10 protein-coding genes are annotated in these 12,296 nt (G+C 33.3%); all 10 read right to left on the bottom strand.

The window, feature by feature from the left end; translation table 11 throughout:
- Window positions 1-108 precede the first annotated feature (108 nt).
- The gene (locus BUE22_RS15290) at window positions 109-618 is read right to left on the bottom strand and encodes a hypothetical protein (protein WP_073396100.1); all 510 of its coding nucleotides are present in this window, start codon (window positions 616-618) and stop codon (window positions 109-111) included.
- Window positions 619-874: 256 nt separating this feature from the next.
- Window positions 875-2,263: a DUF4153 domain-containing protein gene (locus BUE22_RS15285; RefSeq protein ID WP_073396097.1), complete on the bottom strand. Its 1,389-nt coding sequence runs from the start codon at window positions 2,261-2,263 to the stop codon at window positions 875-877.
- A 52-nt stretch (window positions 2,264-2,315) separates the two neighbouring features.
- Complete coding sequence (locus BUE22_RS15280; protein ID WP_042565991.1) at window positions 2,316-2,612, bottom strand: winged helix-turn-helix domain-containing protein; 297 nt, start codon at window positions 2,610-2,612, stop codon at window positions 2,316-2,318.
- Between the two features lie 4 nt (window positions 2,613-2,616).
- On the bottom strand, window positions 2,617-3,231 hold the full coding sequence (locus BUE22_RS15275; protein ID WP_073396094.1) for a hypothetical protein: 615 nt from the start codon (window positions 3,229-3,231) through the stop codon (window positions 2,617-2,619).
- 541 nt (window positions 3,232-3,772) lie between these two features.
- On the bottom strand, window positions 3,773-4,699 hold the full coding sequence (locus tag BUE22_RS15270) for a magnesium transporter CorA family protein (protein WP_073396091.1): 927 nt from the start codon (window positions 4,697-4,699) through the stop codon (window positions 3,773-3,775).
- A 396-nt stretch (window positions 4,700-5,095) separates the two neighbouring features.
- Entirely contained in the window at window positions 5,096-5,980 is an 885-nt protein-coding gene (locus tag BUE22_RS15265) for a bifunctional 5,10-methylenetetrahydrofolate dehydrogenase/5,10-methenyltetrahydrofolate cyclohydrolase (RefSeq protein WP_042565988.1), read from the bottom strand.
- A 131-nt stretch (window positions 5,981-6,111) separates the two neighbouring features.
- Window positions 6,112-7,464: a signal recognition particle protein gene (gene ffh / locus BUE22_RS15260; RefSeq protein ID WP_042565987.1), complete on the bottom strand. Its 1,353-nt coding sequence runs from the start codon at window positions 7,462-7,464 to the stop codon at window positions 6,112-6,114.
- 254 nt (window positions 7,465-7,718) lie between these two features.
- Window positions 7,719-9,398 (bottom strand): MBOAT family O-acyltransferase, encoded by a 1,680-nt coding sequence (locus tag BUE22_RS15255; RefSeq protein ID WP_073396088.1) that lies wholly within the window; start codon window positions 9,396-9,398, stop codon window positions 7,719-7,721.
- A gap of 1 nt (window position 9,399) precedes the next feature.
- Complete coding sequence (locus BUE22_RS15250) at window positions 9,400-10,731, bottom strand: GDSL-type esterase/lipase family protein (RefSeq protein WP_243396755.1); 1,332 nt, start codon at window positions 10,729-10,731, stop codon at window positions 9,400-9,402.
- 82 nt (window positions 10,732-10,813) lie between these two features.
- Window positions 10,814-12,295 (bottom strand): SGNH/GDSL hydrolase family protein, encoded by a 1,482-nt coding sequence (locus BUE22_RS15245; RefSeq protein WP_073396082.1) that lies wholly within the window; start codon window positions 12,293-12,295, stop codon window positions 10,814-10,816.
- Between the last annotated feature and the right edge of the window lies 1 nt (window position 12,296).

Raw genomic sequence — 12,296 nt, 5'->3', positions numbered from 1 at the left:
GGTTAAATTATTGTAAATATATACTAGCAAAGTTTTTGCTAGTATATATTTCGCAATCTTTTTTGAAGACTATATTTCTAATTTGGGAAATTTAAGTATAAAAAAATACTATCCTCCATGTTGAACAACCGTTTCTGTTCCTCTCGAAGTTTCAGGATCTATATCCCACAGAAAAGTTTGAATTGTTTCTATTTCTGCAAATGTATCTTTTCCATAAGGGTATGGTTCAGCTTTAAAACTTGCTTCATAAACATCAAACTCTTTTTCTGGGTCATCCAGTATATCATAAGCTATAAAAAATTGCAGTTGGCGCTTTCCATGTAGATCTACATACCAATTTTGATAAATATCAAAATCTAATTCGCCTTCTTTATCGTCCTCAACTTCTTTTTGTCCTTTTGGTTTACGAGCAACCAAAAAAACTGCCCTAACCTGAAACGTTCCATCCTCCTTTAATGTAGCCTGAACAATTGGAGCAAAAGGAATTGGTGATTTATTCTCCGGAAAACTTATAGGTGTTTTTTTTGTTATTCTACTTTGGCTTTCAGGTTTCATGCATTTACCTGGTGGATAAATTTTGCCTTCTGGTCCTGGTCCTGTAAGAGTAGTTTTTGTCATGGGTTTTGTTTTTAGGGTTAGATTTATTTATTGATTAATTATATTTTTAAGAAACATCTCACTTTATTCAATTAAAAACATATAAAATTTCAAGTTTTTGGAAACCAAATATAGTAAACATTTTCTTAATAAGTTTTAAGCCTTTGTAATAACTGTATTAATTAACAATTATTAACCGCAAACCTTTATAAAACTTGACTTACAATTATAACTATCAAAAAAAATCCCATTCAAAATTGAATGGGATTTAGTAAACTTATTTTTTCTCGTTTAAAAATTCGTAATACAATATCTTCGATAAAACAGTTTCGTTTTGATATCTTTTAATTTCATTTTCTCGCTGTATCTCGCTGTATTGTCCATCCAGATTATGAAGTAAAAAATATTCTCTACGGGTTTCGTCATTAAAATTTAATTCGCTTAAAAATTTTGGTTCGACTCCCTTGTTTACAGCGATGTTATAATTTGTAATCAGACCTCCCCAATTAAAAAAGCTGCACAAAAGTACCGTTCCATAAAAATACCAAACCATTTGATTGAAAAGATAGGCGTTTGTTTTTTGTTTGGCAATTTTTAAAAAGGCGTATACTAAACCAATAATAGCCAGTATTAAAAATGCATAAACGCCCAATCTTTTATAAGTCAATCCGAAGAATGAAACGTATTCTGAGTTTTTTACGGCTGTACTCAAAATCAAAGCTCCGTTTAATACAATCCAGATTTTAGACAGGCGTTTTAGATTTGTTGCTTTTTCATCAAAATTGAATCCGCCCTTAAAATAAAACAGAATTACTCCAACAGCCATAATGATAGAAAAAATGATTGCATTTACTCTTTCATGTGTATCTGCGCTTAATTTTGAGGTTTCGATTACTTCAAAAAATTGTTCGTAATTATACGTTACTATAAAAATTAAGAGCATTACGTTTAAAAGTAATAAAGTGATTTCGCCGCTTTTTCGCTCGAAATTTAAATCCAGAAATGAGAATGTGTTTTCGTTTACTGCTTTCTCATTGTTAGAAAACTCATTGTTTAATTTTGGATTGAGATCGTAACAAACTTCGGGAATCCAGTAATTCCAAAAAGTAAACGAAATATAAAACCCTAAAATAGTAATTACGAGCAACTGCCAAATATCAAGATCTAATTGATAATCTGTAAACAGAGAAGAAAAATGATCACTTCCAAAAGAATAGACCGTAAAAAATAGCGCTACAAAAACAACCGGAATGATAAAGTAGGCTATTAATTTTTTGGCAAAATTATTATGTATTTTCTTTTCCGGAAGCCATTGGCTAAACATAAAAACACGCCCTAACGAAGTAACTCCGTTTACAAATACAAGCGGAAAAACCTGCATTATTTTAAGCTGTACGTCATGCGTTTTAAACTGTAAAAAAACAATTGACATGAACATAGCAAGGAATGACACAAAATCGCCGTACCAGGCAAAAGCAAAACACGATAGAACAGATGTAAGCACTAAAACTAAGTGTGAGCGGTCTGTGAATCGATCCTGAAAGAAATAACAAATCAAGCCTGTTAAAACCAGTCCAAAAATAGCGAGGTTTACTCCTATTGACTCTTTGTAAAAAAGCAGTGTAAAAATAATACTGCATGCTAAAATAAAATGATGTTTTTTCATGATTTAAATTTTAAAAGTACTTTGTATTTCAAAGTATTTAGATAAAAAAATTTTACTTGTTAGATTTCATTAATTTTTCAAGACTCGATAAGTGTTCATTAAAGGCCGCGCGTCCTCTATTGGTCACTCTATATGATGTTTTGGGCTTTTTGCCTACGAATTCTTTCTTAACTTCAATATATTCTGATTTTTCTAATGCCGAAGAATGGCTTGCCAAATTACCATCTGTTATATCCAAAAGAGTTTTCATTTCGGTAAAATCAATCCAATCATTGACCATCAGAATGGACATGATTCCCAATCTGACACGGCTTTCAAAATCTTTATTTAGTTTATCAATGATTCCCATTGGATTATTTGTATTTTTTGAACATGATTAGTCCGTACAAGATATGCAAAATTCCAAAACCTATGATCCAAAAAATTAAACCATATCCAATGAAAAACAAAGAAATGCATCCTAAAATAAGCTGGCTAAAACCAAGATATTTAACATCTGAAAATGTATATTTTTCTGCATTTATCAAGGCTAATCCGTAAAAAATTAAAGTTGTTGGTGCTACCAGAATAAAAATCTTATGGTATATAAGTGCCAGACAAAATATGCCGCCAACTGCTAATGGAATTGCCAAATTGAAAAGCATTTTTTTTGTTGCCGTTGTCCAGATTGGTAAATTGTACTTTTTACTTTTTCTGATAGTAAAAAAGATTCCGAAAACAAAAGCAAATATCAAAATGATTAATCCGCTGGAAATTAATTCAGAAACTAAGTTGCCATCCAATAAAATATGTTCTCCATCAAGATAATTTATCCCGTTTATTTTGAATAACTGATAAACATACAATCCGCCAATTAAAGCAGAAAGTCCGGCAAAAACTCCTGAGAGCCCGCTTAATGATATAAATCTGGAAGAACGCTCCATCATGGAACGAATGTGTGATAAATCTTCTTGATGCTTCTGATTCATGATTAAAGTACTTTGAGTTACAAAGTTATTATTTATTTTGGATTGACAAATAAAAAAAGTGATTTTTTAAAGATGTATTTAGTTTTTAATTCAAATATTATAAATAATAAGCTCCAAAGGAGCGTAATATTTATAGTAAATATGTTCGCCAGACAAGAGAGTTCCGTCGGAACGATATATTATTCACCGCATTTAACTTAAAGATGTCACCCAGCTGGGGTTTGTTATTCTTTACACTGAAAAATTCTATAAATATTGCATCCCTCTGGGATTTGAGATTATAGATAATTTGGGAATGATATTATGAATAAAAGGTTTTGAAAACCATACAGGAACGAGATTTGTTATTACCGGAGAGCCGCGTGAGGGATAGGAGCTGTCCGCCGCCGCGGAGCGGATAGCCCGACCGTATTTGCAAAAGGCGCACATATGCGACAAGATTGGAGCGCCTTTTGCAAATACGGTCACGCCCAATGCATAAAAACGAAAAAGCCTAATCGATTGAATAGGCTTTTGTATATGAATTAGAAATTTTAATTTATCAGAACCATCTTCTGCGTTTGAATAAAAACACCCCGAAAGAAGACAAAATAACTGAAACAAAAAGAAGAATCCAAATACCGTATTTACTTTCTTCTAAACCGTTTGGCACGTTCATTCCGTACAAACTTGCGATTAAGGTTGGAATCATTAAAATGATCGAAATGGATGTCATTTGTTTCATAATATTGTTCATATTATTGGATATTACTGAAGCATACGCATCCATCATTCCGGTTAAGATATTGCTGTATATATTAGCAGTATCCTGCGCCTGGCTTAATTCGATTTCGACATCTTCGAGCAAATCTAAATCGTAGTTTGCTTTATATGCTTTTAGGTTTTTTATGCGATGAAACAAAACATCGTTGGCTTTTAATGAGGTAATAAAGAAAACCAAACATTTTTCGATTTGAAGCAATGCTTGTAATTCTTCATTTTTGATTGACTTTTCTAAATTGTCTTCGGCCAATTTTATCTTTTGATTAATTTGCTTTAGGTATTTTAAATACCAAACACTTGAAGAGAGAAGCAATCTCAAAACCCAGTCGGAATTATCCTTAACCTGAATGTTTTTTCGTCGTGAATACAACATAAAATCATGTATGATTTCTGTTTTGTAAAATGTAATGGTTACGCAGATATCATCTTTAAAAATGACACCAAGCGGAATAGTTTGAAAAGGTAGTTTAACATCGTCACTTTTTATAGGAACGCGCATGATGATAAGCGTCCAGCCATCTTCGATTTCGATACGGGGTCTTTCGTCGATATCTTCAATATCGTTGTAAAATGCTTCGGGAATTTGGAGTTCTTCGAGTAAATATTTTTTTTCTGTTTCTGATGGAGATTCGATGTTTATCCAGCAGTTTGGAGTCCATTTTGAGATTTCGATTAATCCGTTGTTGTTTGTGTAAAAGGCTTTCATTTCAAAATACAGGGTTTTATCGCAGCATTTTGAAATTTTCAAAAGCTGTTTTTAATTTAATACTAACGAATAATAATCGTCCATTTGGAGAAGTGTTTTTTAAAGTGTGGCAAAAGTATCCTTTATTTTTAAGAACCGAAACTTTAAAGTATTAATTAAATATTAAAAGGATACTTAAATTCCAAATTTAAAAATTCCAAATTCCAACTTTTCAACTGAAAAAGAACACAAGTCATTTGTTTTTAATTCCTTACACATTTTAAGTTCGCAAAGCTTTGAAGTTTAAAATTGTTTTAGAACTTAGATTTTATGTATCTATGTTTTGGAAAATTTTTAGTTGTGTAATACAAAAAAGCCTGTTCAATAGAACAGGCTTTGTATATATTAGAAAGAGAATTATTTTCTTGCGCTTCTCATTTTTCTTGCTAAAAGCGTGTTTTGAAGTAACATGGCAATTGTCATTGGTCCTACTCCACCTGGAACTGGTGTAATGAATGATGCTTTTTTGCTAACTTCGTCAAAATCAACATCGCCTTTTATTACATAACCTTTTGAGTTTGATGTATCTTCAACACGGGTAATTCCAACATCTACAATTACAACTCCGTCTTTAACCATATCACCTTTTAAAAATTCAGGAACTCCCAAAGCTGTAATAATGATATCTGCATTTTTAGTAAATTCTGCTAAGTTTTTAGTACGGCTGTGTGTCAACGTAACGGTTGAATCTCCAGGATTTCCTTTACGACTCATTAAGATACTCATTGGTCGGCCTACGATGTGGCTTCTTCCAATCACTACAGTATGCTTTCCGGCAGTTTCTACTTTGTAACGCTCTAACAATTGCATAATTCCGAATGGAGTTGCAGGAATAAAACTTTCCATTTCCAAAGCCATTCTTCCAAAATTTGTTGGATGAAAACCATCTACATCTTTATCCGGATCGATTGCTAATAAGATTTTTTGTTCGTCTATATGCTTTGGCAATGGCAACTGAACGATATACCCGTCAAGATTATCATCTTCGTTTAGTTCTGCAATTTTAGCTAATAAATCTGCTTCGGTAATATCTTCTGGTAAAGCGACTAAAGTTGAATCGAAGCCAATTTGCTGGCAAGATTTTACTTTACTTCCTACGTAGGTTAAACTTGCTCCATTTGTACCAACTATAACGGCTGCTAAATGAGGTACTTTTCCTCCGGCTGCTTTTATTAATTGAACTTCGGCTGCAATTTCGTTTTTAATGTCTTCAGATGTTTTTTTACCGTCTAGTAGTTGCATTTCTTAATTTTTCAGGTTTAATTTTTGTTTCAAGTTTCAGGTTTCAAGTTGGGGCGAAACTATTTTATCGAAAAAAGTTTCAAATTTCTGTCTCATAAACTGAAACCTGAAACTTGAAACTTTTTATTTTATTATCTCGGCATTCCGCCTGGCATTCCTTTCATGCCTCCCATCATTTTCATCAGGTTTTTTCCGCCCGGACCTTGCATCATTTTCATCATTTTGCTCATTTGGTCAAACTGCTTCATTAACTGATTTACCTGCTCGACTTTCGTTCCCGAACCTTTTGCGATTCTGGCTTTTCTTTTTACGTCGATAATGGCAGGTTTGCTTCTTTCGATTGGCGTCATCGAATGTATGATTGCTTCTATATGTTTAAAAGCGTCATCTTCTATTTCTACATCTTTCATGGCTTTTGAAGCTCCCGGTATCATTCCTACCAGGTCTTTCATATTACCCATTTTCTTTACTTGCTGAATTTGCGTTAAGAAATCATCAAAACCAAATTCGTTTTTAGCGATTTTCTTTTGAAGTTTTCTGGCTTCTTCTTCGTCAAATTGTTCCTGCGCTCTTTCTACAAGAGACACAACGTCTCCCATACCTAAGATACGCTCGGCCATACGATCTGGATAGAAAACATCAATTGCTTCCATCTTCTCGCCTGTACCCACAAATTTGATTGGTTTGTTTACAACCGATTTAATCGAAATTGCAGCTCCACCACGAGTATCTCCATCTAATTTGGTTAAAATAACTCCATCAAAGTTTAAGATATCGTTGAAGGCTTTTGCTGTATTTACAGCATCTTGTCCTGTCATTGCATCAACAACGAACAATGTTTCCTGTGGCTGGATTGCTTTGTGAACACGAGCAATTTCATCCATCATTTCCTGATCTACTGCCAAACGACCAGCTGTATCGACAATTACGACGTTAAAACCGTTTGCTTTGGCATGTTTGATTGCATTTTGAGCAATTTCAACAGGATTTTTATTTTCCGGCTCTGAGTAAACCTCAACACCTATTTGGTCTCCCACAACATGCAACTGATTGATCGCCGCAGGACGATAGATATCACAAGCAACAAGAAGTGGTTTTTTGTTTTTCTTTGTTTTTAGAAAATTGGCTAATTTTCCTGAGAAAGTTGTTTTACCAGAACCTTGCAATCCTGACATTAAAATAACTGAAGGAGTTCCAGAAAGATTAATTCCTGCAACATCACCACCCATTAATTCGGTCAACTCATCTTTTACCAGCTTCACCAATAATTGTCCTGGCTGAAGCGTAGTTAATACGTCCTGACCTATTGCTTTTTCTTTTACTTTGGTTGTAAAATCTTTGGCAATTTTAAAGTTAACATCGGCGTCTAATAAGGCACGACGAACTTCTTTTAAGGTATCGGCAACGTTTACTTCTGTAATTTTACCGTGTCCTTTTAATATATGGAAGGCTTTATCTAACTTATCACTTAAATTATCAAACATACTATTTTCTTTATTTGAAGTGCAAAGATAATCTAATTAGATATTTTAGGCAATTTTTATTTAAGGGCATTTTTGCCACTAAGGCACTAAGGCGCGAAGTTTTTTTTGCTCGTAAAGTTTATTGGTTTCACGCAGATTTAGTAGATTAGGCAGATTATTTTTTAGATTAAGTATGAAAAAATCTGCGAAATCTGTGTGAAAAAAAAGCGCAAAGAAATAAATCCTTGCGCCTTTGTGCCTTCGTGGCAATATCATTAGAATTGGAAATAAATAAATGGCTGTGAGCCTGCAACGGCTGTCGCATAAACTATCCAATAAACGAATCCCAGAATTATTGCTTTTGCCACTAATGGTGTATTGTCGAAAGCCCATTTCATTTTGTCGGTAATAATTTCCGGTAAAAAATGCCAAACGTAACCAAACAGCATTAATAAAAATACATTTTTGTATCCTAAAGCTATCACTTTCCATTGTTCTGGTTCGAATGTTAACTGACCAATATTATTAATTACCTGCAAAGCTGTTTCAAAATCTCTGGCACGGAAAAAGATCCAACAGAAAACTACAAAATGAAAAGTAATTACGATTGAAAAAAATTTCCATAAGAAATTAGAACCTTCTTTTTTGGAAGGGAATAGTTCCATAAATATTTTATGAACTGCTAATGCTAATCCGTGTAATGCTCCCCAGATAATAAATTGTGCTCCTGCTCCGTGCCACAACCCGCCTAGAAGCATTGTGGTGAATAAATTGAAATTGGTTACAAGTGTTTGATTTTTTTTCTTCGAAAGTAAAAATGTCAAACAGAAAACTCCAATTGATCCAATTGCTATTGCTAACGGAATAAAGCTTTCGTTTACATTTGAAATTCCCCAAAGCAATAATCCAAAGAAAAATAAACTTGGAAATAAATATCCTGCGAATGTGCCTTCTCTATTTCCACCAATAGAAATATACAAGAAATCTTTCAGCCAGGTTGATAATGAAATGTGCCATCTTCTCCAGAAATCTGTAATCGATACTGATTTATAAGGCGTTCTAAAGTTGGCTGGTAATTTAAATCCTAATAACAAAGCGATTCCGATTGCCATATCTGAATATCCAGAAAAATCACAATAAATCTGAATGGCATATCCGTAAGAAGCCATTAAATTTTCGAAAGAAGTATAGGTCATCGGTGTATCAAAAACACGATCTACGAAGTTTATCGAGATGTAATTTGAAATTACGGTTTTCTTAATTAATCCGCCAATAATAAGAAACAAAGCGTTATTTACATCTTGTTTGGTAAGGTTTAATTTTTGGTAAATCTGTGGTAAAAAATCTTTTGCCCTAACAATTGGTCCGGCCACTAATTGCGGAAAAAACGAAACGAAAAATAAATATTCGATGTAGTTTTTTGTTGGCTTGATTTCTTCACGGTAAATCTCGATAATATAACTCATTGACTGAAAAGTATAAAACGAAATTCCGACAGGAAGAAAAATATTATGCAAAGCAAAATGACCGTTGAACATGTCATTGTACGTAACAATCATGAAATTCATATACTTGAAATAACCAAGCAATCCTAAGTTCAGGATCACACTTATAACCAGATATATTTTCTTGGTGCTGTCTTTTGTTTCTCTATAAATAATCTGACTCAAGCCATAATCTACGACCGAAGAAAGCAATAAAAGTAAAAAGTAAATTCCGCTTGACTTATAGTAAAAGAAAAGCGAGAACAGAATAACGTAGGTTAATCGTAAATAAAATGTTTTACGTAAAAAGGCGTAGACAAAATAGAAAACTAAAAACAACCCAAGAAACAATCCTGTATTGAATAATAATTTTTCGTCGGGATTATATATGAACCAACTTTTGACCTGCTCTAATGTAATTTCTCCAAAATTCTGAACAAACCAATTATTTATGCTATTACTTGTTATCAACTTACTTTTTTGATTTAAAATTATCGTATGCTTTTAAAAATGCTTCGGCAAACAATTTTGCTTGTTTTTCGTATCCTTTTTTAGAATAATGGACAAAATCGGGACCTATTAATCCTTCTGCTCTTAATTTTCGAACTCCTGTTATTCCACCAAATTCATCGTACAAATCCCAAACTGCAAAATCATCTTTTTCTGCAGAACTATTAATTCGTTCTGCATAATCTTTAACATACACATTTGGTTTTCTTCCTCTGTGCAATGATGGCGGAGGTGTCATAACAATTATCGGAACATCAATTTTTTGATCTTTCAGATTACTTATAAATTCGCGCAATTGTCTGATATAAGCCGAAGCTTCCATATTGTCGTAACTTTCATTTGTTCCGAGAGAAAAAATCAACAAATCAGGATGCAAAGATTTTAACTGCTCAAAAAACAAAGGATATTTATTGTAATCAGAGAATTTAGCGCCGTTTACTCCAATTCCGCTGTAGGTTATTCCCGGAGCATCTTTCTCTAAAACAAGTCCGTTAAGCTCAAATTCTGATGCATTTTTATTTGGAATCAGGTAAATTTTATCTAATGCTTTCTCTGATTTATAATAATGAGAAAATGCGTCAGATTCCAGATTTAAAGGAACAAATTCAGAGTTTTTAATCTCTTTCGGTTTTGTTTCGTTTGTTGGAATTTTTAAAGTTCTTCCGGCACGAATATTATTTGATTTCAGATTATTTGCTCTTTTTATTTCGGCTACTGAAATATTGTATTTGTCTGCAATTACCGAAATTGCTTCTCCTTTTTTAATTTTATGTGTAATTACTTTTCGCTCTGTCGACTGAATAATATTGGTTTGAGATGATATTGCCAAATCAAACATATTCTGGTTTTGAGGCGTAATAATATGGATAGAATTAAATTTGTATGCCGCATCTTTTATACTCAATTGTACTGCAAAACCTCCATTATCTCTCCACAATCCAATTCCGCTTAAACCGATGGGTCTGTTTTTTACCGGATAAATATTTCGATAACTTTCCCAGACTCTGTTCGAATAAAATCTTTCGTTATAAGACCCATTTGTTTTTGCCAATTGATACGGAAAAACAAAACCACGGCCTGCATTTCCGAATTGCTGCTGCAAAATTTTTCTAATTTTATTGGTCATTAAATCTCCCTGAATGTGAGAGTCGCCAATATGTACAATATTTATTTTTTGTTTATTATCGCCTTCGTTTTCTTTTAATCTTTTAAAAACACTTTCTAATACTTCTGCATTATAAATGTGATTACCCATGTAAGATTCAATCGTTGCGCTATCGATTTTACTAATCATATTTTTAGTTATTAAAAGTGAGACTGACTTTTGCGCCTGATTATTTATCGAGAAAAAAAGACAACAAAAGAGGATAATAAGTTTATTCATTTACACTATCTTTTTTAACAGATACAGAATCTGCCTTTGCTCTTCTGACTGTTTTGGGTTTAGCGACAACATCGCGTTTTTCGCGCAGCGCTTTATATTGTTCGTATCCTTTGTTTAGCTGATCATACAATAAATTACCAATTGCTTTTGCACCACGTTGATTAAAATGTGTGTAATCTTTATTGGCTTTTGCCGGAGCTTCATCAACCCATTTCACCATCGATCCGTCTCCGCCCATTAGCGTGTATAAATTTACAAATCCCGACTCAGTTTCAAGTGAATATCTTTTTTGTGCCTTCATTAAAGGAACAACGGCCGAATCTGTTTTCATTTCCAAATCATATTTGGTTGATTTATCAGCGGTTGAAACAATTAATATAGAAACTCCCGGAAAAGATTCTTTGATTTTATTTACGGTTTTTTTCATTCCTTTTTCGTACCATGAATAATTTTTGGTTCCGTAATTTAACACATTTGTTCCGTAATGAAGTACAACCAGATCATACTTTAAATGGTTGTTAAAAGCCTGCATCACATTGGCATCAAACATAGAAATTGGCAGCCCGGAATTTCCTCTTTGCGAGAAGTTATCTACATGAACTCCGCTTCCGTTATCAAAATTAAAACCATAAATAGGAATTGAATCTGCCTGAACGAAATTGGCCTTAAAGGCTTTGATACTCCCTGACGTTACTTTTAGGGTATTGACTAAGTTATTGGGAACTAGATTTTTTCGCAATGTATCTTTTCCTATAATAAAATTGACATTTCCTTTTCGATGCGATTTTCCGTAAAACAAAGTTGGATTATCTAATACAGATACGTGTTTATTAAGTCCGGCTTCGTATTGCACCCAGGTTGGATTTGCCTTATCATTTGCAAAGAAAACGTGCCCGTTTACACCAAAAGGGTTTATTGGATGTTTTACATTGAGATACGATTGTGCTTTCCAGTTTTTAGAATAAGACGATTTCACCGAGCCTCTGGACGCAGCAGATTCTGAAGTTATAGAAACGAAACCAACTCCGTTTCCGCCAAAACGTTCCTGATAATTATTTCGAACATCCTGAACAATTAAATCACCATCAGTCATCGAATCACCGTAATAAGCAATTCTTACTTTGGCTTGCGGATTTTTTTCTAACTGATATAATTTCTCGTAAAAAGAGATCAGGTATTGGTATCCTTTATAGTTTTCAAAAGTTTCTGTTGGAAATTCAATTCCTTCTGTTGCATCAAAAACAATTTTTTCCTGAGCTTCCTTTTTCTCAATTTCGGCAATACTGTCGCTTTCTTCAGATAAAGAATCATTTGCAACCGACTCCAGAAGTAAGCTGTCTATAAGTACACTTTTAGAATCGATCTTGCTGTCCGGAAATATCTTATTCGGCAACACTTGTTTAAATCCTATAAAAGCTATAAATGCTAATGCAACAATGGCAAAAGACTGAAAAAAATATGATTTTGTGTTCACT

The organism is Flavobacterium pectinovorum (assembly GCF_900142715.1).
Lineage (GTDB): Bacteria > Bacteroidota > Bacteroidia > Flavobacteriales > Flavobacteriaceae > Flavobacterium > Flavobacterium pectinovorum.
This window is presented reverse-complemented; position numbering and strand designations above follow the sequence as displayed.